Annotated in this window: 22 protein-coding genes and 2 pseudogenes; 17 read left to right on the forward strand and 7 right to left on the reverse strand. The window is 29.7% G+C overall.

All coding sequences use genetic code 11. The features are described from left to right. Nucleotides 1–168 precede the first annotated feature (168 nt). Nucleotides 169–378 (reverse strand): cold-shock protein, encoded by a 210-nt coding sequence (locus CLCHR_RS19185; protein ID WP_079441524.1) that lies wholly within the window; start codon nt 376–378, stop codon nt 169–171. A gap of 609 nt (nt 379–987) precedes the next feature. Between CLCHR_RS19185 and CLCHR_RS19190 the strand changes: the two genes are divergently transcribed. The 6 genes and pseudogenes from CLCHR_RS19190 (at nt 988) to galE (ending at nt 8,292) form a co-directional block, all read left to right on the forward strand. Beyond that, the gene (locus tag CLCHR_RS19190; RefSeq protein ID WP_079441525.1) at nt 988–2,139 is read left to right on the forward strand and encodes a leucine-rich repeat protein; all 1,152 of its coding nucleotides are present in this window, start codon (nt 988–990) and stop codon (nt 2,137–2,139) included. A gap of 559 nt (nt 2,140–2,698) precedes the next feature. Beyond that, nucleotides 2,699–3,406 carry a lysoplasmalogenase family protein gene (locus CLCHR_RS19195; protein ID WP_079441526.1) on the forward strand — a complete coding sequence of 236 codons (708 nt, stop codon included), beginning with the start codon at nt 2,699–2,701 and terminating at the stop codon, nt 3,404–3,406. Nucleotides 3,407–3,474: 68 nt separating this feature from the next. Beyond that, nucleotides 3,475–3,582: pseudogene (locus tag CLCHR_RS25730) on the forward strand (MFS transporter); the annotation flags it as partial. 189 nt (nt 3,583–3,771) lie between these two features. Continuing rightward, nucleotides 3,772–5,343 (forward strand): PAS domain-containing sensor histidine kinase, encoded by a 1,572-nt coding sequence (locus CLCHR_RS19200; RefSeq protein ID WP_079441527.1) that lies wholly within the window; start codon nt 3,772–3,774, stop codon nt 5,341–5,343. Between the two features lie 710 nt (nt 5,344–6,053). Continuing rightward, a complete protein-coding gene (locus tag CLCHR_RS19205; RefSeq protein ID WP_079441528.1) occupies nt 6,054–7,253 on the forward strand; it encodes a MerR family transcriptional regulator in 1,200 nt (399 codons plus the stop codon). Between the two features lie 25 nt (nt 7,254–7,278). Then, the gene (gene galE, locus CLCHR_RS19210) at nt 7,279–8,292 is read left to right on the forward strand and encodes a UDP-glucose 4-epimerase GalE (protein ID WP_079441529.1); all 1,014 of its coding nucleotides are present in this window, start codon (nt 7,279–7,281) and stop codon (nt 8,290–8,292) included. 23 nt (nt 8,293–8,315) lie between these two features. Here galE and CLCHR_RS24570 read toward each other — a convergent pair. Then, nucleotides 8,316–8,429: pseudogene (locus CLCHR_RS24570) on the reverse strand (8-oxo-dGTP diphosphatase MutT); the annotation flags it as partial. Between the two features lie 361 nt (nt 8,430–8,790). On the opposite strand from CLCHR_RS24570, the gene CLCHR_RS19220 reads away from it, so the two are divergent. The 3 genes from CLCHR_RS19220 (at nt 8,791) to CLCHR_RS19230 (ending at nt 12,675) form a co-directional block, all read left to right on the forward strand. Then, nucleotides 8,791–10,164 (forward strand): MATE family efflux transporter, encoded by a 1,374-nt coding sequence (locus CLCHR_RS19220; RefSeq protein WP_079441530.1) that lies wholly within the window; start codon nt 8,791–8,793, stop codon nt 10,162–10,164. 40 nt (nt 10,165–10,204) lie between these two features. Beyond that, nucleotides 10,205–11,074: a Cof-type HAD-IIB family hydrolase gene (locus CLCHR_RS19225; protein WP_079441531.1), complete on the forward strand. Its 870-nt coding sequence runs from the start codon at nt 10,205–10,207 to the stop codon at nt 11,072–11,074. Nucleotides 11,075–11,229: 155 nt separating this feature from the next. Further along, entirely contained in the window at nt 11,230–12,675 is a 1,446-nt protein-coding gene (locus CLCHR_RS19230; protein WP_079441532.1) for a DEAD/DEAH box helicase, read from the forward strand. 152 nt (nt 12,676–12,827) lie between these two features. Here CLCHR_RS19230 and CLCHR_RS19235 read toward each other — a convergent pair whose 3' ends face one another. The 4 genes from CLCHR_RS19235 to CLCHR_RS19250 form a co-directional block, all read right to left on the reverse strand. Next, a complete protein-coding gene (locus CLCHR_RS19235; protein ID WP_079441533.1) occupies nt 12,828–13,007 on the reverse strand; it encodes a hypothetical protein in 180 nt (59 codons plus the stop codon). 392 nt (nt 13,008–13,399) lie between these two features. Then, entirely contained in the window at nt 13,400–13,618 is a 219-nt protein-coding gene (locus CLCHR_RS19240) for a DUF2922 domain-containing protein (protein WP_079441544.1), read from the reverse strand. A 68-nt stretch (nt 13,619–13,686) separates the two neighbouring features. Beyond that, nucleotides 13,687–13,911 (reverse strand): DUF1659 domain-containing protein, encoded by a 225-nt coding sequence (locus CLCHR_RS19245; RefSeq protein ID WP_079441534.1) that lies wholly within the window; start codon nt 13,909–13,911, stop codon nt 13,687–13,689. Between the two features lie 257 nt (nt 13,912–14,168). After that, nucleotides 14,169–14,351: a YvrJ family protein gene (locus CLCHR_RS19250; protein WP_079441535.1), complete on the reverse strand. Its 183-nt coding sequence runs from the start codon at nt 14,349–14,351 to the stop codon at nt 14,169–14,171. Nucleotides 14,352–14,476: 125 nt separating this feature from the next. On the opposite strand from CLCHR_RS19250, the gene CLCHR_RS19255 reads away from it, so the two are divergent. The 7 genes from CLCHR_RS19255 (at nt 14,477) to CLCHR_RS19280 (ending at nt 20,218) form a co-directional block, all read left to right on the forward strand. Then, the gene (locus tag CLCHR_RS19255) at nt 14,477–15,391 is read left to right on the forward strand and encodes an N-acetylmuramoyl-L-alanine amidase (protein ID WP_079441536.1); all 915 of its coding nucleotides are present in this window, start codon (nt 14,477–14,479) and stop codon (nt 15,389–15,391) included. Between the two features lie 299 nt (nt 15,392–15,690). Continuing rightward, complete coding sequence (locus tag CLCHR_RS19260; RefSeq protein ID WP_079441537.1) at nt 15,691–15,888, forward strand: helix-turn-helix domain-containing protein; 198 nt, start codon at nt 15,691–15,693, stop codon at nt 15,886–15,888. A 68-nt stretch (nt 15,889–15,956) separates the two neighbouring features. After that, nucleotides 15,957–16,757, forward strand: coding sequence for a phage antirepressor KilAC domain-containing protein (locus CLCHR_RS19265; protein WP_079441538.1), 801 nt, complete (start codon nt 15,957–15,959; stop codon nt 16,755–16,757). After that, nucleotides 16,744–16,917, forward strand: coding sequence for a DUF1540 domain-containing protein (locus CLCHR_RS24575; protein ID WP_139376273.1), 174 nt, complete (start codon nt 16,744–16,746; stop codon nt 16,915–16,917). The genes CLCHR_RS19265 and CLCHR_RS24575 overlap by 14 nt, the downstream gene beginning before the upstream one ends. 134 nt (nt 16,918–17,051) lie before the next feature. Beyond that, nucleotides 17,052–17,984: a YqaJ viral recombinase family nuclease gene (locus CLCHR_RS19270; RefSeq protein WP_079441539.1), complete on the forward strand. Its 933-nt coding sequence runs from the start codon at nt 17,052–17,054 to the stop codon at nt 17,982–17,984. Between the two features lie 218 nt (nt 17,985–18,202). Next, on the forward strand, nt 18,203–18,646 hold the full coding sequence (locus CLCHR_RS19275) for a hypothetical protein (RefSeq protein WP_139376274.1): 444 nt from the start codon (nt 18,203–18,205) through the stop codon (nt 18,644–18,646). Between the two features lie 429 nt (nt 18,647–19,075). Next, nucleotides 19,076–20,218 (forward strand): phage replisome organizer N-terminal domain-containing protein, encoded by a 1,143-nt coding sequence (locus CLCHR_RS19280; RefSeq protein ID WP_169896850.1) that lies wholly within the window; start codon nt 19,076–19,078, stop codon nt 20,216–20,218. A 57-nt stretch (nt 20,219–20,275) separates the two neighbouring features. Here CLCHR_RS19280 and CLCHR_RS19285 read toward each other — a convergent pair whose 3' ends face one another. Then, nucleotides 20,276–20,836 (reverse strand): sigma-70 family RNA polymerase sigma factor, encoded by a 561-nt coding sequence (locus CLCHR_RS19285; RefSeq protein ID WP_079441542.1) that lies wholly within the window; start codon nt 20,834–20,836, stop codon nt 20,276–20,278. Between the two features lie 835 nt (nt 20,837–21,671). Here CLCHR_RS19285 and CLCHR_RS19290 point away from each other — a divergent pair. After that, nucleotides 21,672–26,432 (forward strand): Ig-like domain-containing protein, encoded by a 4,761-nt coding sequence (locus tag CLCHR_RS19290; protein WP_079441543.1) that lies wholly within the window; start codon nt 21,672–21,674, stop codon nt 26,430–26,432. Nucleotides 26,433–26,507: the final 75 nt, after the last annotated feature.

A 26,507-nucleotide genomic window follows, 5' to 3' on the forward strand; every position in this document is an offset into this window, starting at 1 on the left:
GTGTATTAACACCGATGGAAAAGCATGAAATATATTTACATGCAGCATAAAAACTGCCAGCAGGTTAGCCCCACTGGCAGAAAATTTTTTTATTTTTTTAATTGTCTACTTGACGGGAAGCAGTTCAAACAAGGGTTCTTTTTTTGTAATTAAATTAGATATTTTATATTACAATTTTTGAACATTTATAGCCATAGGTCCCTTTTCGCCACTTTCAATGTCGAAGGTAACACTTTCATCTTCATGCAGATCTTTATCAGGCCCATTATGTTTAAGTTGAGAATGATGTACAAAAACATCATCTCCTTTGTCGAAAGATATAAATCCATAGCCTCTTTCTGAATCAAACCATTTAACCACACCAGTAACTTTAGCCATGAGAAATTCCTCCTTTTGCAATAATTATATCTTATAGTCTTTGTTAAAAGAATGGATTTTAAACATCGATAATAAAATATTTAGAAGTATAGGGGATTAACCTTAAATTTATGTCTAATTTAACGTGAGTTCGAAAAGATAGGATTTTTTATCCCTTAAAATTTTCCATCGAACTCACGTTATTTAGTAGGTAAAAAACCTGATGGCGATCAAAAATCAAATTTTTTAACAAAGCGCGGAATTTCTAATACATCTATATATATAAAGAGTGCGGTGCACAATACGGAACTTAACCACAGTCGCCTGCGATCTTTTTTATGAATATAGAAAAGTCAAAAAGATATAAAGAGTGATGTTAGAAATAAAATTTAAAGAAGCCTAATAACTTAAAAACAGATTAACTATTGATAGTATTCAAGTTATAATTGATCTCATATTGGGTTGGGTTTAAATATATATTATATATCTAAAAAAGTACCAAAATACATATTAGAAATATGTATAATATACAGCATATAAGTATTAGATAAGTTTTGAAGATAATCATTTAAATATCTAAAATATAGATGAGAATTAAAGCAAATTAATTCTAAAATAGGAGGAAAACATATGTTAAATAAAAAGAAGATTATATCAGCTGTTTTTTTAATTTCAATGGCTGCTACTTGTTTAATTTCACCACAATTAGCTTATGCTTATGAGGATGAAAATAGTGAATATCATCAAATAGAAGGTTATAGCGCTCATTATGCACAAGATAAGAATCAAAGAACATGGTTTTATTCTAATCTTAAAAATGGAACAATTGCACTTTGGGGAACAGATGATGTGGCCAGTTATTTAGAAGTGCCTGAGACTCTTGATGGAAAGAAAGTAACACTTATACAAAAAATAGTGATGGGAACTTCACGTTTTGAGCCTGAGTATGGTAAAAAGGAAGCTATAGTAACAAAAATTAAATTACCACAAACTGTTAAGATAATTGAAGAGGGAGCCTTCTTTCTAATGAAGAACTTACAAGACATAGAAATGCCCCAGAATGTAAAAATGCCAGAAAGTGTTTTTGCTAATTGTCCTAATGTAAGAGTTAATGGCAAAATAAATAATACCAATATAAATGCTCCAACAGATACTAGAAATCTAACTTCGGGATGGAATCAAATAGGAAATGATAGATATTACGTAAACTCAAGTGGAAAATTACAAACTGGATGGATGGACTTAAACGGAAAGAGATATTACTTTTACGGAAATGGACAAATGGCAGTTGCGTTCATAAATTTAGGTGATGACTCAGTTTATTATTTAGATCCAACACCTGGTGATAATATGGGGAACTTAATTACAGGTTGGAAGAATGTAGATGGTAATTGGTTTTACTTTAACTTAACTGGTAAAAATGAAAGAGATAAGGGCTTTATGCAAACAGGCTGGTTTTATAATAATGGAAGCTGGTACTACTTCTATGGAAATGGACAAATGGCAACGGGCTTTATAAACCTTGGTAATGACTCATATTATTATTTAGATGAAAGCAATAGCAGTAGTAGTGGCGTTATGAGGACAGGCTGGCAAAAGATTAATGGTTATTGGCATTACTTTAACAAAAGTGCTAGCGAAGGTATAGTAGGAATGATGAAAAAGGGTTGGCAAAATATAGATGGAAAATGGTATTACTTCTATTCTGATAATGGAAGAATGGCATACAATACATGGATAGATGGATATTATGTTAATTCAAGTGGAGGATGGGTAAAATAAATTTTAAAATATTTAAATGTTGTTTTGCGGTCTTAATTGAAAATCGCTCGCAAATTCACGACTACCACCTAGGTGGTCCAAAAAAATTCCAAGTACAATGAATATCAAGGATTTAAAGAACATCTTAAATACAATATTCAAAAAAGCTATCCACAATGGATGGCTTTTTTGAATATATAAACAAAATTACTGTCTAGATTTAATGTACGATAAAAGAAATCACAATATTATCTACAGTCAGATCAATATGATAAATTTATGGATAATGCTAATCTTCTTAATGTAGCTATATCAAGAGAAGAAAATAATCTGATTATTATTTTAGAGGTTGGGAAAATTTTAAAATACTATGGTTAATTGGCTATAATATTGCTAATAATTCGAATAAAAGATAAAAAATAAGGTAATAAAATAACATGGGTAAAACTTTAAAGTAATTAAACCTTGAAGATGCCTGAATGATAGAGAGTTTTGTTGTATAGATAGTTGACGTTTTAAATTAAGAATAAATTGTTAAGTACTAAAAACAATGAAGTACAAATATAAGGAAGGAATTTAAATGAATAATGCACAAAGAATTTTAATGGCAATTTATTTTCCAATAACTATTTTGATTCTCATTTTTGATAATATTTATCCTAAAGAAAATATGGTTTTATATCTTAAATATGCTATCATGGTTACTCTTTTTTTATCAGCTATAACAATAAAAAAGAAATTTTTTGAACAAAAACTTATGGCATTATCCTTCTTTTTCCTTGTTATTGCTGATTTCTTTTTAGTATTTGCGTATACGATACAAAATTTAAAGATAGACTTATCTCCATTTGGAATTTTGGGATTTCTGTGCGCTTATCTTTGTTTAATTGTAGCTTATCAAAAAGAATTTAAATTAGGAAAGGCAGAAATATTAATAGCAATACTCTTTATAATTATTTTTATTGTGGTGTTTTGCATTCTGATACCATACATTAATAATGTAGTAATGAAAGCAGGAATATTAATATTTGGTGCTGTTTTATCTTATATGACTTGGACATCTGTCTGTACTATTTTTAGAAATTATTTTACTAAAAAAGCTTCATGGATAATAGCTGTTTCTGGGTCTTTAATGTTTATCTGCGATGTTGGCGTAGCATTTTCAATATTTTATCCTCCTTTTGTGATGCAACACACTCCATGGCTTACTAATATTATATGGATAGCATATATTCCAGGATGGACACTTTTAGCTGTATTAATTTGTGAGAAAGATTTACTCTATTAGCTATATAGTAACAACTTGAAAGTCGCTCGTAAATTCACGACTGCTACTTCCAAGGTCCAGAAGATTAAGATTTTTGGATTTTTGCCATCTTTGTAGGCTCATCTCAAGGAGGTATTCAAGCATTAAGCAGGTCATATTTCGGAAAGATGGTGTCTCAGGAAAAGAAAAATGAATTCTTATGTAAAAATTTTCATCTGTAATCAATATAAAAACAAAAAATTACAATGTCTCTGTGAATATATGTTATAATTATCTTTTAGTGAGAAATTATGTAAATATATAAAGAGTATTAAAATTAAGCCTCTTCAATATTTAATACTAGCTTTTGAATTTAGTATACATATATTGTTAGGAGAATAGAGAAAATGAACTTAAATGTTGATTCAGATAATTTTGAAATAAAGAGAGAGTTACTTATTAAAGTGGATACAGATGGAGTAATTAAATTTATTTCTAAAAACTGTTATAGAATTTTAGGATTTATGCAAAATGAAATTCTAAATACTAATATTGATAAATTATTAGGTTATAGATTTGATGATTTATTATCACGTGAAAGTTTTGAGACTTTAGTTTTAAAAAAAGATGGTAATCAGTTACTTTTTGAGGTTGTCTCTAAACCTGTTTTTAATGATGATTCTAAAATAGCTGGAGCATACCTATCTCTTATAGATATAAGCAAATATCTTCACATTGAAGAGAGATATAATCAACTAATTAAAACGTGTGAAAAAACTAAGGACGTTTTTTTTGCATTTCAAATTCTACCTGAGTTCAAATTTATATATCTCACTTCTTCCATTGAAGAGATTTTAGGATATGATCTAGAAATGCATTATACTGACTCTAATTTTCCATTTGAAATTATTCATCCTGATGATCTTCATATACAGAAATCTAAAATAGATAAAAACTCGGATTTTTCCAAAACTTTTTGTGCAAGATTTAAACATAAAGATGGACATTATGTTTGGTTAGAGGATTTTTTAGTTCCTACATACAATGAAAATGGTGATTTGGTATCTGTATCAGGATTTAGCAGGGATATTACAGAAAGAAAAAAATTAGAAAAAATGCTAGAAGAACAAAATAAATTATTAGAGATGGATGTTACTGCTGAAATAAAAACGAATAAAATCATGGAAAAGACATTAAAATCACAGGAAGAGTTATTAGTTAATATATCTCACGAACTTAAAACTCCATTAAATGTAATTTCGGCAACGGCCCAGTTATTAGAAATGTATTGTATGGATGATTCAATAATAAATAAAAAGGATACACTTATCAAACATGTTAAATCAATAAGGCTAAATACCTATAGGTTATCAAAGCTTATTAACAATATAGTGGACTCGTCAAAAATAGAAGCAGGATTTTTGGAACTTAACCTATTAAATGCGAATATAGTTAATGTCGTAGAAGAAATAGTCATGTCAGTAACCAGTTTTGTTAAAATTAAAGGCTTAAATATTATTTTTGATACGGATACAGAAGAAAAGATTATTGCATGTGATCCAGAAAAAATAGAGAGAATAATGCTAAACCTTATTTCGAATGCCACAAAATTTTCAAATGATAATGGTGAAATATTTGTAAATGTTAAGGATATGAATGAATGGGTTGAAATATCAGTAAAGGATAATGGGATTGGTATTGAAAAGAAAAAATTGAATATTATATTTGATAGATTTGAACAAGCGGATAAATCTTTATCTAGAAATGCGGAAGGTACTGGTATTGGATTGAATCTGGTCAAGTCTATTGTTGAATTACATGGTGGTAGTATAAATGTTGAAAGTGAATATGGAAAAGGAAGCAAGTTTACTGTGACTCTTCCAGCTGGAGCAGTAGCTAAGGAAAATATGTTATATGATAGAAATATTAAAAATAAGGATGAACGCATAAGGTTAGAATTCTCAGATGTATATTATTAACTTTTGAAATTATGAATTATTAAAAATTTAAAAATAGATTTAGGCACATAAAAGAAGATAACAAATCCCAATATGCTAATGGATTAACTTTTTATTTTCTTGGTAGTGGCTTAATTAGTACTTTTAAGATTAAAAAAACCGTATTTAGCACAGACACATAAGCTAAATACGGTTTTTTAAAGAGCATAACAATCTTCACTAGCACAATAAAAGATAGTTTATCATCATATTATAATCTTTCGACTATAATACAACAAATCGCAACCAGTTATTATGTTTCGCTCCACCACGTAACATATTTATTCAACTTAATATAACCTCACGGCTATATTAAATCAATTCAACACATTAAATAATGTTAACTCGACCTTATACACTAAGTTGGAGTACTAATATAATAGATATAAATCAACTATAATAAAACTTTTCCCCACCATATAAAATCTTATCGCCGACTATTATAACAACTATATGTTATAACCATTATAAAATCTTTGTTCGACTTATATACACCCTTATGTCAAGAGCATATATAAATCTTTGCTCAACTGTTATGTTCCTTATGATATTAATATGTGCAGTTTTATTTTAAATATACATGTGTTTTAGAGAGTCTCAGTTTTAAGTTTTTTTAAATTATTATTTAAAAAATACCCATTGACCTTGACCTTAGGATAACCCGTATAATGTAATTGAAGGGGGAGAAAATCATGGAAAAGGATAAAGTATTTTATACTGCAGGGATATTTGCAAAAAAAGCTGGAATAACCTTAAAGACTATTCATCATTATCATAAGGAAGGTCTTTTGTGCCCAAGTAGTTATAATGAGGCAGGTTACAGACTTTATAGTGATGAAGATTTTCAGATACTTCAAAATATATTAACTCTAAAGTTCATAGGTTTTTCACTAGAGGAAATTAAGGAACTTATAAAATCAGATCATCTTAAGAATGATGTAAGAGAATCCTTAAATCTGCAAATGGAGATAATTGATGAAAAGATTAATCATCTTGTGTTAGTAAAGAAGGCTATAAATGAAGCTGAACTTATGATGGATACTGAAAGCACCCTTGATTGGACTAAATTTACCAATATAATAAAAATAATAAATACAGAAAAGATATGGTTAAATCAATACATGAATTCAGCTAATTTATCTGCACGAATAAGTCTTCATGATTTATTCAGTACAAATAAATATGGTTGGCATAAATGGTTTTATGATCAATTAGGGCTTTGTGAAGGGATGAAAGTTTTAGAGCTTGGCTGCGGAAATGCAAGTTTATGGCTTAGAAATATTGATAGAATTCCAAAGAACTGCAAAATAACTTTAACAGATATATCTGAAGGGATGCTTAAAGATGCAAGGCAGAATTTAGGGGACTACTCAAAAAAATTTAACTTTAACCAGGCTGATGCTCAAAATATACCATATGAGGACAATAGTTTTGATGTTGTTATTGCAGATCATATTTTTTATCATATATCGAATAAACAAAAGGCACTCTCTGAAATTAAACGAGTTTTAAAACCTAAAGGATATTTATATTTATCGACTATTGGAAAAAATCATCTCATTGAATTAAGAGAATTACTTAAAGAATTTAAATCAAATATAGTTATAGCTCAATCAGATTTTTCTGAAGACTTTGGTCTTGAAAATGGAGCATCACAAATTTCTAATTATTTTGATGGCATTGAGTTATTAATGTATGATGATTCACTTATAGTCTCTGAGATTGAGCCTATTATTAATTATTTATATTCAACTACAGGAAATTCAAAGGAAGTTTTAGTTGGTGAAAATCTAAAGAATTTTAAAAAGTTTATTGAGAGTAAGATGAAAGCAAAAGGAAGTATATTTATCTCAAAGGAGACAGGTTTGTTTAAGGCATTTTTAAAAAAATAATATAAATATTGAAAGGATGATTATAATGAAGGTTTTAGTTACAGGCGGAGCAGGCTATATCGGCAGTACAGTATGTTCTGCACTAGAGGACAATGGACATACTCCAATAATTCTTGACTCTCTAGTTCGAGGTAGAGAGGAATTTACTAAAGGAAAAATATTCTATAAAGGTGATATTGCTGATAAGAGTTTGCTAGAAATAATATTTGAAGAAAATCCTGAAATTCAGTTCACTATTCACCTGGCTGCACTTATTGTAGTGCCAGAATCAGTTGAAAAGCCTTATGAGTATTATCATGAAAATGTTACAAAATCTATAGAGCTTTTTAAAAATTTAAACGATTTAGGGTGTAAGAATGTAGTATTCAGTTCTTCTGGTTCAATATATGATGATGTTGAAGGGTTTATGGTATCGGAAAATTCACCTCTTAATCCTAGAAGTCCATATGCTCGTACAAAATATATGATGGAAATGGTCTTAGAAGATTTTTGTGAAGCTTATGGAATGAGAGGAATATCCTTAAGATATTTTAATTTAATAGGAGCGGACCCAAAGCTTAGATCTGGTGCTCACATAAAGAATCCAAGTCATGTACTTGGAACATTACTTAATGCAGCAGCTGAGAAGGGAAATGTTTTTAAAATAACTGGTTCAAATTGGCCAACAAGGGATGGTTCAGCAATAAAAGACTATATTCATGTTTGGGATCTCGCCCTTGCTCATGTTAAAGCTATTGAGAATTTTGATAGAGCTTTCAATTTATCTGGAAGTCAAGCTTCCTATCTGGTAATAAATCTTGGAACAGGTACTGGAGTCACCGTTAAAGAACTTGTGGCTTCTTTTGAAAATGTAATTGGAAACCCAGTTAATAAAGAAAATACTAAACCTAGATTAGGGGATGTACCAGGGGCTTTTGCAAATGTTTCTATAGCAAAAGAACTTATTAAGTGGGAGGCTCGTTACTCTCTTGAAGATGGTATTCGCGATGCACTAAAATGGGATGAAATAAGAGAGAATATAATTAATTTCAATTTATAATATCTAATAATGTAAAAATCATGCTAATTTGCAGCATGATTTTTTACTAGTTCGAGTACAGCAGGAATATCTGCTGGAGCCCATTTCAAAGAAAGCAAGCTTTCTGGTTTGAGCCATAATAAAGCTGCATGTTCATTTTCGTTATGAGTTTTATAATACTTAGAAATATTTATGAAGCAAGTCGCTCGTAAACTTACAACTACCACCTCCGAGGTCCAGAAAATTACCAAGTACAAGCAGCCTCAAGGATTAAAAAAATGAATAGTTATATGATGGATGAAACTTTCACAAAATATAAGTATAAGAGATTTTTTTATAAGGACGATATAGAAAAAACAATATGTTTCTAAAAAAAATAAATACCTAAAAGGTATTTTTTGTTACCAAATTTTTCGTATAAAATAAGTTTTTACTATTATTGTGATATAGTAAAATTAAAAAAAGATTTTAATGGAATGTTTAAATTATATAGAAAGCAAGCTGGAGAGGAAAACTACAATGGAAAAAAATAAAATCACGGATTTAACAACAGGAAATCCTGGGAAACAAATTTTTTATTTTGCATTACCTATATTTCTTGGGAGTGTGTTTCAACAAATGTACAATTTGGCGGACACAGTGATTGTTGGACATACCTTAGGTGAAAATGCTTTAGCAGCTATAGGCGCTACAACACCACTGTTTGGACTTATTGTTGGTATGGCCATTGGTATAAATAATGGATTTGCTATTGTAATTGCAAGATATTTTGGAGCAAAAGAAATGGACAATATGAGACAAGCTGTGGCAATGACAGTAATTCTAGACCTTATAATATCAATAGTATTTACAGCTCTTGGAGTAGGTACAATAATGTATCTTCTTAAATTTTTAAATACCCCAGCTGAAATAATAAATGATGCATATGGATATATTGTAATTATTTTAATGTTTATGATTGTTACTATAATGTACAATATGATAGCAGGGGTTCTAAGAGCACTGGGTGATAGCCGTAGTCCACTTATATATTTAATTTATGCTTCAATTTTAAATGTAGTGTTGGTTTTTACATTTATTTTAGTATTTAAATGGGGTGTTAGAGGTTCTGCTTATGCAACTGTAATATCACAGATTGTAGCTGTAATCTTAGGATTTAATCATATTATAAAAAAATGTCCGGAGCTAAAATTATCCAAAGGAGATTTTAAGTATGATAGGACTATGGTAATGGAATTAATTACTTCAGGATTGTCTATGGGATTTATGCTATCACTTGTTTCAATTGGTTCGGTTGCACTTCAAGGTGCAATAAACAGTTTTGGCAAGGAAATAATAACTGCACATATGGCAGCAAGAAAAATTAGTGAAATTTACATGATGCCCCTTGGAACCTTGGCAACAGCAGCAGCCACATTTGTAAGTCAAAATTATGGTGCAAAGAAATATGAACGTATAAATATTGGACTTAAGAAAACAGTTATGATGGGTGCAATATGGTCAACAATAGTTGTTATTACGGCCTTTGCCTTTGGAACATATATAATAAAATTTTTAACTGGATCAAATGATACTTTAATTATAGATACAGCAGTAAAATATTTAAGAATTAATACTCCTTTTTATTATGTACTAGCCATACTTCTTATATATAGAAGTACGCTTCAAGGAATCGGAAAGAAATTTACGCCTCTTGTTTCTAGTTCAATTGAGCTTTTTGGGAAATTTGCAGTTGTAGGATTTTTAGCTCCATCAATGGGTTATCTAGGAGTATGTATATCAGAACCACTTATTTGGATTACATGTACAATTTTCGTACTTATAGTTTTCTACTCAGATAAAAATTTTAGAGTTGAAATAAAACAAGATAAAAGTGTAAGAGCCATAAGATAAAAATTAAGGAAGAAATTATAGAAAAGGAAGAAGAAGAGAAATGATTAAATTAATAGCAGCAGATATGGATGGAACATTGATTGGGAAAAATCACGATATACCAAAAGAAAATATAGAAGCAATAAGGGCAGCACAAAAAAATGGAATTAAGTTTGCAATTGCTACAGGAAGAGCATATTCCGATGTAGAGCCCTTTATACATAAATATGACTTACAATGTGATTGTGTTGTATTAAATGGAGCAGAATATAGAGATATTAATGGAGATATAGTTGAACATACTTATATTGAGAAAAAACGAGCAATAGAAATTTTAGAGGTAATGAGATGTAAAGATTTAGCTATAGAAATATACACAGATGATGGATTTTATACAACAAATACAAAAGAAGAAACTTTAGCTGGAATGATAAAAAGATCTCTTACATTCCATCCAGAATTAAAAGATGAAGAAGAAATATTAAAATATGCTAAGAATAATCCGCATTTTAAAAATATGCAATATATTACTGATATGAATGAGTTTTTAAATAGAAACAATAATATAGCAAAGTTTGTATCTTTTTCGCAATCAGAAGAAATTATAAATAAGCTTCGTAAAAAGATGGAAGCATTAGAAGGACTAGCTGTATCAGCAAGTTTTGGAACTAACATTGAAGTAAATCATATGGATGCTGAGAAGGGAAAAATTCTTGCAAAAGTAGCACAAAAATTGAATATAAAAAAAGATGAGGTAGTAGTGCTTGGAGATGGCTTAAATGATTACTCTATGTTTACAGAATTTGAAAATTCCTTTGCAATGAGTAATGCAGTTGATGAAATAAAAGAAGTAGCTAAATATATTACAGATACAAATGTAAATTTTGGAGTAGCTAAAGCAATATATCGAATATTAAACGGGGAATTATAAAAATATTAGATTCTACCAAAGAAAAGGAAGTTATTCATTGATTGCAAATAAAATACATGGGTATGATATAATAAAAAGGTTAGTATGCGAGCTATCGGATAAAAAGGTATATTTTTAACAATAATAGTAAAAAATATAAGAAAAGAGATGATCAAATGATAAAAGAAGATTTTAATGATTATCATTTAAGCAGTGAGTTATTAAAAGCAATTAGTATGTTAAATTTCAAGAAGTTAACAAAAGTTCAGGAACAGGTTATACCAATTGCGTTAAATGAAAAGGATATAGTAGTAAAGTCTCAAACTGGAAGCGGGAAGACTGCAGCATATGCTATTCCTATTTGCCAATTAGTGGATTGGGAAGAAAATAAGCCTCAAGCATTGGTGCTTACGCCAACAAGAGAACTTGCTATCCAAGTCAAAGAGGATTTTTTTAATATAGGTAGATTTAAGAGAATTAAAGCAGCTGCAATTTATGGGAAGTCCCCTTTCTATGATCAAGAAAAGGAACTTAAACAAAAAACACATATAGTAGTTGGGACACCTGGTCGTATTATAGATCATATAGAAAAAGGTACATTTGATCTATCAAAGATAAAGTATCTTATAATTGATGAAGCTGATGAAATGCTTAATATGGGATTTGTAGAGCAGATAGAAACAATAATAAAAAGCTTATCAAAAGAACGTATGACCATGTTATTGTCAGCCACAATGCCAAAAGACATAGAGACTTTATGCAACAAATATATGAAAGATCCTATACATATTGAAATTGAGGGGCAAAATAAAGCTGCAGATAAGATATGCCAAGAAAGATATAACGTAAATGAATCGGATAAAATAGAACTTTTAAGAGATATAACTATATTAGAAAATCCAGATAGCTGTATGATATTCTGCAATACAAAACAAAAGGTAGATGAAGTTTATAATAAACTTTCAAATCTCCAGTATAATTGTAGAAAAATACATGGCGGAATGGAACAAAGTGATAGGTTAAGAGAAATGAATAATTTTAAGCTGGGTTATTTTAGATATCTAATAGCTACAGATGTTGCAGCTAGAGGGATAGATATAGATAATATCACCCATGTAATTAATTATGATATACCAGAAGACAAGGAAAGCTATGTTCATAGGATAGGAAGAACTGGGCGCGCAGGCAAGATGGGTAGAGCAATTACTTTTGTAGCACAAAATGAAAGTAAGTTTTTAAATGATATACATGAATATATAGGTAAAGAGATTATTTTGAAGGAGAGGCCTTCATTGGAAACTGTAAATAATCTCAAAGAAGAATTTGTTTTGAAAATGAATATAAGACCTGAAATTAAAGAAACAAAAGGTGCGAAGCTTAGCGAAGAGATTATGAAATTACATATTAATGCAGGGAAGAAAACAAAGATGAGGGCGGTAGATATTGTAGGTACACTTTGCAATATTGAAGGTATGACAAAGGACGATATAGGAATCATCAATATAGTTGATATATCTACCTTTGTGGAAATATTGAATAATAAAGGGGAGTGGGTGTTTCAGCAGTTACAAAAAACACCTATCAAAGGCAGACTTCGTACCGTAAGTAAAGTAGATATATAAGAATAAACAAGAGTATCCTTATGAAGAGGTAATAAAGAAGCCTATTTCTAAGGTAAAAACCCCCGACATTAGTCGAGGGTTTTTATGTAGATTGGATACCTGATATTTTAAATATACCAATTTTTATTTATAGGAATTTCTATATATTATGGCTAAAGTATGTGTTTTAATTTTAACTTATTAATGCTTTGCTTAACTAAATCAATTGCTTGGGACTGGCTCTGTCCCTTATGCTTTATTTCTGTATCTCCTATTTTTGCAATTGCCTTATATGGGTATTGATTTTCATTATTCTGTATTACAATTATTTCATGATTTCCATATTTCTCCATAAAGCATACCACCTCTATATATTTTTATCTTATTATATCATATTCTAAATATTTTGAATATTCTATTTTTTAAATATATTAATTTTTATATAGAATTTTAGTAACTGCAATTTAATTAAATGAATAGTGTGAGGCAATCCACATAAGTAGGATACGATATATTATTTTAATATTCATTTACTAATCACTCATGAGATTTGTGAAAGAATAGTGAAATATTAATATCATCAATAACCGGGAGAAATAAAATGAAAAGGTTAAAATTAGGAAAAATAGTAGTAAACACACTATTAGTACTTTTGAGTGGCGCTAAGAAATGTGGTAATAATAAAGCACTAATTTCATGTATATAATAAAAAATAGATGGCAGCAAGCCATCTATTTTTTGTGCCTTAAGCAATACTGTAATCAGTAACGTTCTTAGCAGTAAGCTTAGCATCAGCCTTTTTAACAAAAGCTCCCGCATTAGTTTTAAATACGTTTTTTGAGATTATTGTATCCATAAGTGCATTAACCTCAGCTTCAGTAACAGTAGATTTAACCCCGCTGATACTTAAAGAAGCTTTTGTCCCAGCTTCAGTTAAAAAAGTCATTGATAAAGTGTACTCCATATCCATTTTCTTTGCCTCCTTTTAAATTTAATTTTATGGCGATTGAAGTGTTATTTTTTTGATTTTGCCTAAGCTTGTTCTAAAGCTGAAGATTCATTTAAGTACACATCGCCAGTATTAGCACTTAAAACTCCCTTTATAGCTTGTGCAACATCAAAAACATTTTGAGGATCTGCACCATTTTTGATGTTAGAAAAACTTTTCTTAGTATATATAGGATCTCCCGCTTTATCCACTGAAGATTGCACCTCGATACTAAGAGTAGTAGTTGAAATTACTTTACTTGTAGCCATATTTGTTACCTCCTTAATTTTGATTTCATATGAGATATATAACTAAGCTGCAAAAATTACATATAATTTTTAAAATTCTTTGTAATTTATGATTGATTTAGGTTTTAATACTTAAATGCATATTCAAACAAAGAAATAAGAGATATGTGTGTGAAATAGGCATTGAAATTAAACTGTTAAAAGCACTAAATTGGGTTGGTTGCTACTTAAGTGTATACCGAAACAACAGAGCTACCTCTGCTTCGGTAAATATACATTTAAGAATTGTCAGCATCTGTTTCAATTACAACACCAAGCTTGGTAGATATTATGGTATTTAGTTTATTAATTGATGATGATAACCCAAGTATTTGTTTTTCCAGTCTTATAAGAAGATAAGCACTTACAACAACGGGAAATCCAGCATTAGTTATCAAATTTACTAATTCATTAATTTCCATGAAAATCACCTCCTAATAAGCTTATATGGAGATATAGGAATAATTTTATATTTAAAATAAAAAAATCTTCCCTATGTTTGTAATAATTTAAGTGAAACTATATATCTCAAAAGGAGGTGTATAATATGAATAATTTTATTATAGCTGCAGGTCACACGGCTAGTGGAAGTAATGGATGTGGAGCAGTTGGCAGGATTGATGAAAGCAAATGTGTCCGTGAAATTTGTCCTTTAATCGTAAAATATCTGGAAGAAAAGGGCTATTCAGCAAAACTACTTAGGATTGATAAAGGTAATATTGTAAATTTAGAGGATTGTTATACTAGGGTTAATGATGCTAATAATATAGACAAAACTAAAAGAGTAGATTTATATGTAGAAATTCATCTAAATGCTGGGGGAGGAACAGGGTCTGAAGTTTATATCACCGGATTATCATCTTTAGCTAATCAATATGCAGAAAAGATTAGTAATTCTTTAGCAAAAGCTTTGAGTATACCTAATAGAGGCGTTAAAAAAGGAAATTTTATTGTACTTAACAGAACGATAATGCCAGCAGTTCTTGTTGAATGTTTATTTGTAGATAGTGAAGATGCAGATAAATATGATCCAGAATTGATTGCAGAAGCTATTGCGTGTGGATTAGTAGGAACTGAAAATTTTAATGAAAAACTATGGAATATGGGATGGAACAAAAATAATATCGGATGGTGGTATTGCACTAACAATTTGAAGAAGTATTACTATACCTCTCAAAATGGTTGGAAGAATATCGATAATGAATGGTATATTTTTGATGATAATGGATATGCTTTGCGAAATTCATGGCATTATGATAATTCTGATGGACATTGGTATTATTTAAATGAAATATGTAAAATGGTTAAAGGAACTAAAAATAAGCCTTTGTGGCTTAAAATCGATGATGATTGTTATGCTTTTGATGAAAGAGGCGCAATGTATTGCAACTGTATAACTCCTGATGGTCACAAAGTTGATGAAAGTGGTTCGATTGTATGTTACATAGGAAACAACCTATAAGTTTTAGAAATGGTGTATATGTTTGAAAATAATCATATGCACTATTTTTATTGTTTGCATAAAATATTAAATGTAAAAATACAATTGATTGTGAACTAATTGTCGTTTTATACAATAAAATGAGAAAATTGGATAATTCTGTGTGAGCGAAATTTCGAGAAAAAGTAGTCAAAAGATAATAAGTTGGGATTAAAAGGAAAAAAATATTTCAAAAATACGAAAAAAGTGTTGTACGAATTTTCTAAATATGATAACATCTGGATATGGTAAAAATTTGAATTTATTTTAGGAGTGACGAGATGAAAGTATTTAAGATTAAAGAAATAAGGAAAAATTTAAATTTAACTATTAAAGAACTATCGATTAAAAGTGGAGTGGCAATAGGGTATTTATCAACCTTAGAAAATGATATAAAAGGAGCATCAAATCCTTCGAGAGAAGTTATGATTAAAATAGCGGATGCACTTGAAACAAGTGCAATTGAAGTTTTTTTCTAAAGAATAATACTAGAAAATTTAAATTGGGAGTTATTGAGAAGTAAATTCTTGTGAGAGGAGAAAAACTAGTGAGTCAAAATGTTAATAATATAATCTTAAGAGAATCATTAACCATTGATACTAGAGATATATCAGATTTTACAGGAGTTCCTCATTATGCAGTTTTAAGAAAACTTGATGGTGCGAAAAATAAAGATGGAACTACAAAATTTAATGGTATAGTAGAAGTTTTAAGAGATGAGAGGATTTCTGTAGAAAAGTATTTCGTTGAATCTATTTATGTAGATGCTAAAGGGGAAAAAAGAAAGTGCTATTTATGTACTCGTCTTGGATGTGATTTATTAGCTAATAAATTTAATGGTCAAAAAGGCATTATATTCACTGCTAAGTATGTGGACATGTTTTACAAAATGGAAAAAGCATTAAGGCAAAATAAATATAGTTATCTTATTGATGACCCAATAGAGCGGGCAAAGAGATGGATTACTGAAGAAGAGGAAAGAAAAGGACTTCGAAGTGAGGTGTCAAAAAGCAGGGCCAAGGTTATTTTTGCTGATGCAGTTTGTAACTCTAACAGTACAATTTTAGTTAATGAACTTGCAAAGATACTTAAGCAAAATGGGATAAACATTGGAGGACTTAGATTATTTGATTATCTCAGAGAAAATGGATATCTAGTAAAAAGAAAGGGATCAGAATATAATCTTCCAACTCAAAAATCTATGGATCTTAAGCTTTTTCAAATAAAAGAAACAATTATAAATCACGGGGATGGCAAGGTAATAGTCTCTAAAACTACTAAAATAACAGGAAAGGGCCAGAAATATTTTATAAACAAGTTCATAGGAAAAAATTATGATGGTTGTTAAATGTGCTTTTAAAACATGCCTTTATTATAATAAGGGAAAATGTAATAGAATGTGTATTGAACTCATAAGCTTTGATTATGTAGATGAAAAAAATGAGGACATTCAAGGATTGAGCTGTAAAGGTTTTAAATACAATAGTAGCTGGATGTATCAAGAATAAAAGGTCAAAGATTTGTGAGCCTGAAGATATATATATTTCTTTTGGGATCAGATATCCAGATCTTTTAATAGGTTTTTTAATATAATTGATAATTTAGAATCATATGTAAGCATATATTAGAAGGGGGTGTACTATTGAGAAGCATAGAATTTCATAAGGAAAGACAGAAGGGAATCGGTGGCTCTGATGTAGGTGCTATCATGGGAGTTAACAGACACAAAAGCATATTTGAGATATTTGCTGAGAAAATTTCTGATGACATATTGAAGGAAATTAGTTTAAAACCTTCATATAAAAATATAGCTGAAAGTGCCTATTGGGGCGAAACCTTAAAAGAAGTTAATGCTAAAGAGTATACAGTAAGGACAGGCAAAAAAGTAAGAAAAGAAAACAAGATATTAATTGATAGTGAATATAATTTTATGAGAGCAAATATAGATAGAAAAGTTATAGGTGAAAATTCAATATTAATGTGTAAGACTTCAAGTGTATTTTCAGCCAAAGAGTATGAAGGGGAAGAGATTCCAGCAAATTTTATACTTCAATGCCAGCATAATATGAGAGTTTCCGGGGCAGATAAATGCTATATAGCATCATTAATTGGTGGCCAAAGGTTTGTTATAAAAGAGATCGAGAGAGATGATGAGTTAATAAATATGATAATTGAGAAGGAGAAAGACTTTTGGTATAACCACGTTTTAAAGAGAATCCCACCTTTAATTGATGGGAGCCTTAGTGCTGCAAAATATATAGATGGTAAATATAAAAATAGTGAAAAAGGGTTAGAAGTGACGCTGCATGAAGATTATACGAATATGCTTACAGAGTATACAAAAATTAAAGATAGCATACAAAACTTAGATCAGCAGCTTAAACAAATAGAAAATAATATTAAAAATGAAATGAAAAGCGCAGAAATAGGAATTTTAGAAAAATATCGAGTTGACTGGAAGCGCATTTCTTCTAATAGGATAGATGCAAAAACTTTGAAAAATAATTATCCTGAAGTGTATAAAAATGTAATAAAAGAAATCATTTCTAGAAGATTTGAAGTTAAAGAAATATAAATAGAGATAGATAATTCAATAGTATTTCAACAATAAATTGTAGAAGAAAAAGAGTGAAATTACTCAATATAATAATTATTATGTAAACTAAACTATGACGAAAACTTGATTTCGAGTGCGGAGATAACTCAATAGGAATTAATAAGGGCACAGTAGTAAAAGGAGGTGAATTTTAGTGGGAGTTCTGATGAAATGCAAGCTCCTACTAAAGATTTTTTATGGCAACAAATAAGAGTTTAAAAAGGGATTTAAAGATTATGGCGGAAAGCGGAATCACTGGAGATAAAGAAAGTTCAGTAGATAATAATGATATAAGTATATTAAAGAATGAAGAGATTATGATAAATATTGATAATGGTTCCACAAATAAAGAGGATGAAAAAATTATTACAAATTTTAATATTTCTGAATCGCCTATAGATCAAACTAATGTTAATAAGAAATTAGCTAAAGATATTAATACGGCACAAACTTTAGAAGAGCAGGATTCTAGAGAAGATGGGATAAAAGGTCAAAACATCATAAAAGATTTAATTAATGAAGAGGAAGGCTGCAATATGAAATTTGAAATATTTAAAAAGTATATAGAACTATGCAATGAAGTTGGATTGATTCCATCATGGAGCGAATTAACAAAATTCAAAAAATATTATGTTGGGTAATACTGATAAACAGTATGTAGCTTAGAATTATGAGATAACTTACCGAAATCAAATACATTTTTGTTCCTCAAGACTATGAAAATATCGCTGAAAATACTAAATGCAAGCTTGTTCCGCATTAGCTTGCTCCCAATTTCATTGTGACAAGCTAATGCGGAACAAGCCTCCATTAAGTATTTTTAGCAGCTCATTTTCAAATGCCTGCTCCATATTATGCCCCTTGTGGGTACAAAAATGTATTTGATTTCTAGTGAAGATATCCAATTAAAGTCTAACAGCTATATAAATATGTTTATCTGATAAGTCTTACCTATATTTTGTTGATTAGAAAAGAATAAGGTTACAGGGATAATTGGTGAAAGGGAGATGGATGATGAAATATGAATTATATGTTCATCATTCATTATTTTATATAAAGGGGAGAATAAAGTGAGTGATATAGCTTGGATTAAATTATATACTGGAATATTTGATGGGGAGAAGTTGAAGTTTATTGAGGTAATGGAAAATAGGGATATTATAATATGTTTGTTAATGAAATTATATATTCAGGCAGCTAAAACAAATGATAAGGGATTAATTTATTTTAATGAAAAGACTCCATATACTAATGAAATGTTTTCTATAATATTTAATAGACCATTAGGTTCTATTGAATCAGCATTTAAGGTATTAAGTGATTTTAAGATCATAGAAATATATGAGAATAACTTTATTAAAATTTGCAACTGGGAGAAGTATCAAAACATTGAGGGTATGGAGAGAACCAGAAGCTTAAATAGGAATAGAGTTAGAGATCACAGAGCTAAGAAGAAAGAAAACTGTGCTGAAGATAAAATCAAGAACAATGATTTAAATACGCAGACTAGTGAAAATTCAGCTTTAAATAATATTGAAGAAAGTAATTTGAATACACAAAGCAATGAGAAGCTTATTTCAAATAAAATTGGTGAGGGTAACTTAAATAATCTAAATAATATAGATGTGACACATACAAATGAGATTTTTTTTGAAAAAAATTGTAACGTTACTGTAACTAAGGAGATAGAGAATAAGACAAAGAATAAGAAGGAGATAAAGAAAGAGAATAAGAGTGAGATAGAGAGTAAAAGACGTAACAGTATAGAGAAAAGAGCTAATTTACTGGTAAGCAAGACAAGCAATTTCACTCAAAGTAATGACCTTGATAATGATAATTCCAAATCTCTCTCTCCTGTATCTGAAAAACAAAAAGTTTATAAAGCAGCCAATGAACTTTTGGAACATTACAAAAAGAATTCTATAAAGGTAATAGGGCTTAATTTAAATGCTCTTAAAAACTGCATATCAATTCATGGCAAGGATAATGCTAGATTTGCTATAGATAAATCCTTAGAATTAAACAAACCTAGCATGAAATATATCAATGGAATCCTAGGGAATTGGAAAAGAGAAGGGTATCCAGTTCTAGATAATATGCAAGTTAACTATGGCGTAGGAGCTTCTGGATCTAAACCATTAAGATTTAATAATTTTAAACCAAGGGATTATGACTATGATTCTTTAGAGAAAGCTCTTTTAGGATGGGATTAATTTAACCATACTTATTTCGGTAAGTTACCACCTAAATTTAAGTTACATGCTGTTTATCTAAAGTAAGGCACCAATCTTTTTTAAAACATTATTCTTCTTTAAAATCGCAGTGGAATAGCACATATTCTTAGAAAAGGCATAAGTTCTAACGGTATTATTTTTGAAAAATATATAATTAATGAGTTCTTTTTCGCCCTCATTTAAATTGTTAAGAATCATATTTAATTTTTCTTTATCGCATTTTTGGCAAAAAGAATCTTCAAGATTAAGTTCAGTTGCAAATAAGGTATTTTCTAAATTTTCATATAAAGAAAGGGCCTCATTTCCTTCAGAACTTGAACGATTAATACTTTTTTTAATAAGGGAACTAAGTTGATTTTTTATTGCGTTAATGGCATACCCAACAAACTTATGACTTTGTGTATTATATCTATCAAGGCAGTAAAATAATATTTTATAACATTCACTTTGTATATCATTTTTATCGTATCCATTAATAAAAGTTCTTTTAGATAAACTTATAATAAATGGTTTAAATTCATTAACTAATAGTTCCTTGCTTTTTTCATCTCCAAGCTTAGATGCGGAAACTAGTTCTTCAATATAGTCATAATCCATGTAAACTCCTCCAATATAGTAAAATTAAAAGGTGTACGTTTTACAATTCTTCAAATGTAAATAAATACCTCTTAAATTGTTATATATGAATTCACTCAAATAATTACATATTTTTTTAAAAAATTATGTAGGTAAAGTGACTAATTTATGAGTTTTAACCACGAGAATTTTATCGCCGTTAAAATTATAAGGGGCATATTAAGATTTGCCTTTATATATAACACAAAGTCTTTATCAATTATATTAAGTTCAAATATCAAATAACTAGAAAAGCATAAGAATATAATCAATTTTTAAAATATTAATAGTGTCAACAATGTAGTGAATGTTGACACTTTATATTTTTCGAAGGGTTTACATTTAATCAAATCAAGAGTTGCCTGCAGTTCCGTATGGACTTAAATAATGAGATACGTAGAGAAGAAATTAAAAGTTTAACTGAATATTGTTGATATTTAAGGCGTATTTAAAGAAAATAACAAGTGAATTATACTAGCATACTGACTTGTTATTTTTTTTATTATGTCTAAAGTGACTTAATTAGCGATTCTAACTCTTGCTTAATTACAAAAATGTTAAAGAATTATAAAGAACAAAATAGTGTTATAAAAAGTATGCACTAAATAATCCTAAATGAAATGAGCAAGTGAATTTGAAATAATAGAATAAATTGTACATAAAATGTTTACAGGTGTCGTTTTTATAATTTTGTGTAAGAAATTTGTAAGAAGAGTATTTTAATATATAAAGATATAACTTAAAAAATTAGTGGAATTAGTGCTTGTGGAATTCTATAAGTAACAATAAATATATATAGAGAGGATTGAATATATTTATGAAAAATGAAAAGTTAAAAAAAATAATAGCGACTGCTCTAACGAGTACAATTATATCAACTATTGTACCAGTAGCTGCATCAGCAGAATGGCTAAAGAATTCAGAAAATAATTGGGCTTGGATGGAAAATGGAAATGGAATAACAGGTTGGAAACAAGTTGAAGGAGCTTGGTATTATTTTGATAATGATGGTAACATGAAAACGGGTTGGATTCAAACATCAGATTCTAAATGGTACTATATGAATCCTGAGGGAGCAATGAAAACAGGGTGGTTACAATTAGCAGATGGAAAATGGTATAACCTTGCACCTACTGGAGAAATGAAAACTGGGTGGATTCAAGAATCGGATGGAAAATGGTACAACCTAGCTCCTACTGGGGAAATGAAAACTGGGTGGATCCAAGAATCAGGTGGAAATTGGTATTTCGCAAATTCATCAGGAGTAATGCAAACAGGAGTGATTCAAGTAGAAGGAAAAGCATATGTACTTGGAGAAAGTGGTGCAATGTTAATTGGGAAAAATGTTTTGTTTGAAGAAAAAGGATATACAACTGATAGTAGTGGTGTAATTATAGAAGGCAATTCATCTAATGACCATAGAGAATTTACTAAAGATGGAGTGCTTATAACTTCCAATGCAAATTCCGGTACAGAAAAAACTCCAACTGCAGTAGGTAATTCAAATACTAGCTCACAGACTTCATCATCAAGTAATAGTAGCTCATCAAAGCAATCAATAAAGAAAATAGAATCAATAAATGATATGGAGGTGGAAAAAGGAACAGAATTAGATGAAGTAAAATTACCAGGTAATGTAGATATAACATTAAGTAATAATAAAACAATAACTGTAGCAGTAATATGGGACAAAGGAAATCCAATATACGATAAGAGTACAGCGGGTACATATAGATTTTATGGAACAATAACATTACCTACAGGGGTAATAAATTCAGGTAACTTAAAAGCAAGTATAAACGTAAATGTAAAAGAAAGTGATAATCAAAATGAAGAAGAAATCACATTAAGTAGCGTAGAACAACTTGATGACATTGATGTAGAAAAAGGAACAGAATTAGATGAAGCAGAATTGCCAAATAGTGTACAGATAACACTAAGTAACAATACAACAACAAGTGCTGCAGTAATATGGAATGAAGGAAATCCAACTTATGATGAAAACACAACAGGAACTTATATATTTATTGGAAAAATAAAATTGCCTGAAGGGGTGACAAATCCAAATAACTTAAAAGTAAGTATAAAAGTAAATGTAAAAGAAAGTGGAAATGAAGAAGAAATCACATTAAGTAGTGTAGAACAACTAAATGACATTGATGTAGAAAAAGGAATCGAATTAGATGAAGTAGACCTGCCAAATAATGTAGATATAATATTAAGTAATAGTATAACAACAAGTGCAGCAGTAACGTGGAATGAAGGAAATCCAACTTATGATGAAAACAGAGCAGGAACATACATATTTATTGGAAAAATAAAATTGCCTGAAGGGGTAACAAATCCAAATAACTTAAAAGCAAGTGTAAAAGTAAATGTAAAAGAAAATGAAGAACAAAAAATAGTTACTAATGTAGAAACAATAAATGATATAAGCGTAGCAAATGGAACAGAATTAAATGCAGCAGGATTACCGAATAGCGTAAATGTAACCCTAAATGATGGAACAATAACAAGTGCATCAATATCATGGGATTTAGCAAGTGCAAATTATGATAAGAACGCAGCAGGAACATATACATTTAATGGGACAATAATATTACCTACAGGGGTAACAAATCCAAATGGCCTAAATGCAAATGTAACTATAAAGGTAGAAGCACCTGTAGTGGAAGATAAAACAGTTACTAATGTAGAAACAATAAATGATATAACTGTAGCAAATGGAACAGAATTAAATGCAGCAGGATTACCGAATAGCGTAAATGTAACCCTAAATGATGGAACAATAACAAGCGCATCAGTATTATGGGATTTATCAAGTGCAAATTATGATAAGAACACAGCAGGAACATATACATTTAATGGAACATTAATATTACCTACAGGTGTAACAAATCCAAATAATTTAACTACAACTGTAAAAGTAAATGTAGAAAATAAAACAATTAGTGATGTACAAGTATTAGACGATATAAGTGTAGCAAATGGAACAGAATTAAATGCAGTAGCATTACCAAACACTGTAAATATAACATTAAGCGATAATACAATAGTAACTGCAGATGTAACATGGGATTTAGCAGGTGCAAATTATGATAAGAACACAGCAGGAACATATACACTTACTGGAACAATAACATTACCTAATGGTGTAACAAATCCAGGTAATATAAAAGCAAGTGTAAATGTAAAGGTAGAAGAAAAAACGTTAAATAGTGTAGAAGCACTAAACGATATAAGTGTAGCAAATGGAACAGAATTAAATGCAGTAGCATTACCAAACACTGTAAATATAACATTAAGCGATACTACAATAGTAACTGCAGATGTAACATGGGATTTAGCAGGTGCAAATTATGATAAGAACACAGCAGGAACATATGCACTTACTGGAACAATAACATTACCTAATGGTGTAACAAATCCAGGTAATATAAAAGCAAGTGTAAATGTAAAGGTAGAAGAAAAAACGTTAAATAGTGTAGAAGCACTAAGCGATATAAGTGTAGCAAATGGAACAGAGTTAAATGCAGTAGCATTACCAAACACTGTAAATATAACATTAAGCGATAATACAATAGTGACTGCAGATGTAACATGGGATCTAGCAGGTGCAAATTATGATAAGAACACAGCAGGAACATATGCACTTACTGGAACATTAATATTACCTAATGGTGTAACAAATCCAGGTAATTTAACTGCAAGTGTGAAAATAAAGGTAGAAAATAAAACATTAAATAGTGTAGAAGCACTAAGCGATATAAGTGTAGCAAATGGAACAGAGTTAAATGCAGTAGCATTACCAAACACTGTAAATATAACATTAAGCGATACTACAATAGTAACTGCAGATGTAACATGGGATTTAGCAGGTGCAAATTATGATAAGAACACAGCAGGAACATATACACTTACTGGAACACTAACATTACCTAATGGAGTAACAAATCCAGGTAACATAAAAGCAAGTGTAAATGTAAAGGTAGAAGAAAAGACGTTAAATAGTGTAGAAGCACTAAGCGATATAAGTGTAGCAAATGGAACAGAGTTAAATGCAGTAGCATTACCAAACACTGTAAATATAACATTAAGCGATACTACAATAGTAGCTGCAGATGTAACATGGGATTTAGCAGGTGCAAATTATGATAAGAACACAGCAGGAACATATGCACTTACTGGAACAATAACATTACCTAATGGTGTAACAAATCCAGGTAATTTAACTGCAAGTGTGAAAATAAAGGTAGAAAATAAAACATTAAATAGTGTAGAAGCACTAAGCGATATAAGTGTAGCAAATGGAACAGAGTTAAATGCAGTAGCATTACCAAACACTGTAAATATAACATTAAGCGATACTACAATAGTAGCTGCAGATGTAACATGGGATTTAGCAGGTGCAAATTATGATAAGAACACAGTAGGAACATATGCACTTACTGGAACAATAACATTACCTAATGGTGTAACAAATCCAGGTAATTTAACTGCAAGCGTAAATGTAAAGGTAGAAGGAAAAACAGTTAATAGTATAGAACAACTAAGTGATATTGGTGTAGCAAATGGAACACAATTAAATGCAATAGCATTCCCAAGCAATGTGAATGTAACATTAAGTGATGGTACAACAATAAGTGTAACTGTAACGTGGGATAAACAAAGTTCAAATTATAATGGATATGCAAATGGAACATATACATTCACAGGAACTTTAAATTTGCCAACAGATGTTAGCAATTCAAATAATTTAAGTGTATATTTGAAGGTGATTGTACAACAAGCCATAATTCAGTCTCCTTTTGCAACTACAGTTGACAGTTTAGGAAATGTATACGTAGGAGGTCTTAATGGTGGCAGTATAATAAAATATAATTCTAATGGAATTTATCAATCTACTATTAATAGCGGATTGAGTAGTGTCTGGGGTTTAATGACAACTAGCTCTGGAGATATGTATATAAGTGGTGGAGGTGACGGAAGAATATTAAAATATAAATCTAATGGAGTTATTAGTGAAGTACCTATAACTTACGACTATTTTTCACCAACACAGATAGCTTCAGATAGTCTTGGGAATTTTTATGTTGCTAACGAGTATAATGCTGAAGTAATTAAATTCGATTCTAATTGGCAGTACGTATCAAGATTAAGCACTAATAATAACGGATGGGGGACATATGCAGTAGCTATAGATAAAGATAACAATATTTATACAGCTTCTGATAATGGCATAATTAAAATGTCTTCTGATGGAATGAATCAAACAACTTTTTATTCAAATTCCTTAAATTCAGGATATTATTATGGTGAAAGCTATGGAATGGCATTTAATAGTAAAGGAAATCTTTATGTATCGAATAATAATGGGTATAATGGCTATGGAGGAGAGGTAATAGTTATTAATCCAAGTGGAGAGTTAATCCAAACTATTACAGGTACACAAAATTTTTCGGGGTTAATTACGGGGTTAGCGATAGACAGTGAAGATAATCTTTATGTGGCTGATTATTCAAATTCCAATGTAATGAAGTTTGATAGAAATGGAAATTATATAAGAACATTAAAATAAGATAAATATTATTAATATAGGCATTCCTGAAAAGGAATGCCTATATTAATATAAAAATAATTATAGATTACACAT

This window comes from Clostridium chromiireducens, assembly GCF_002029255.1.
Lineage (GTDB): Bacteria > Bacillota > Clostridia > Clostridiales > Clostridiaceae > Clostridium > Clostridium chromiireducens.

What these genes read in the sequence shown, in the direction of transcription:
- CLCHR_RS19185 (WP_079441524.1), bottom strand. Translation starts at nt 378, where the DNA reads ATGGCTAAAGTTACTGGTGTGGTTAAATGGTTTGATTCAGAAAGAGGC.
- CLCHR_RS19190 (WP_079441525.1), top strand. Translation starts at nt 988, where the DNA reads ATGTTAAATAAAAAGAAGATTATATCAGCTGTTTTTTTAATTTCAATG.
- CLCHR_RS19195 (WP_079441526.1), top strand. Translation starts at nt 2,699, where the DNA reads ATGAATAATGCACAAAGAATTTTAATGGCAATTTATTTTCCAATAACT.
- CLCHR_RS19200 (WP_079441527.1), top strand. Translation starts at nt 3,772, where the DNA reads ATGAACTTAAATGTTGATTCAGATAATTTTGAAATAAAGAGAGAGTTA.
- CLCHR_RS19205 (WP_079441528.1), top strand. Translation starts at nt 6,054, where the DNA reads ATGGAAAAGGATAAAGTATTTTATACTGCAGGGATATTTGCAAAAAAA.
- galE (WP_079441529.1), top strand. Translation starts at nt 7,279, where the DNA reads ATGAAGGTTTTAGTTACAGGCGGAGCAGGCTATATCGGCAGTACAGTA.
- CLCHR_RS19220 (WP_079441530.1), top strand. Translation starts at nt 8,791, where the DNA reads ATGGAAAAAAATAAAATCACGGATTTAACAACAGGAAATCCTGGGAAA.
- CLCHR_RS19225 (WP_079441531.1), top strand. Translation starts at nt 10,205, where the DNA reads ATGATTAAATTAATAGCAGCAGATATGGATGGAACATTGATTGGGAAA.
- CLCHR_RS19230 (WP_079441532.1), top strand. Translation starts at nt 11,230, where the DNA reads ATGATAAAAGAAGATTTTAATGATTATCATTTAAGCAGTGAGTTATTA.
- CLCHR_RS19235 (WP_079441533.1), bottom strand. Translation starts at nt 13,007, where the DNA reads ATGGAGAAATATGGAAATCATGAAATAATTGTAATACAGAATAATGAA.
- CLCHR_RS19240 (WP_079441544.1), bottom strand. Translation starts at nt 13,618, where the DNA reads ATGGAGTACACTTTATCAATGACTTTTTTAACTGAAGCTGGGACAAAA.
- CLCHR_RS19245 (WP_079441534.1), bottom strand. Translation starts at nt 13,911, where the DNA reads ATGGCTACAAGTAAAGTAATTTCAACTACTACTCTTAGTATCGAGGTG.
- CLCHR_RS19250 (WP_079441535.1), bottom strand. Translation starts at nt 14,351, where the DNA reads ATGGAAATTAATGAATTAGTAAATTTGATAACTAATGCTGGATTTCCC.
- CLCHR_RS19255 (WP_079441536.1), top strand. Translation starts at nt 14,477, where the DNA reads ATGAATAATTTTATTATAGCTGCAGGTCACACGGCTAGTGGAAGTAAT.
- CLCHR_RS19260 (WP_079441537.1), top strand. Translation starts at nt 15,691, where the DNA reads ATGAAAGTATTTAAGATTAAAGAAATAAGGAAAAATTTAAATTTAACT.
- CLCHR_RS24575 (WP_139376273.1), top strand. Translation starts at nt 16,744, where the DNA reads ATGATGGTTGTTAAATGTGCTTTTAAAACATGCCTTTATTATAATAAG.
- CLCHR_RS19275 (WP_139376274.1), top strand. Translation starts at nt 18,203, where the DNA reads ATGGCAACAAATAAGAGTTTAAAAAGGGATTTAAAGATTATGGCGGAA.
- CLCHR_RS19285 (WP_079441542.1), bottom strand. Translation starts at nt 20,836, where the DNA reads ATGGATTATGACTATATTGAAGAACTAGTTTCCGCATCTAAGCTTGGA.
- CLCHR_RS19290 (WP_079441543.1), top strand. Translation starts at nt 21,672, where the DNA reads ATGAAAAATGAAAAGTTAAAAAAAATAATAGCGACTGCTCTAACGAGT.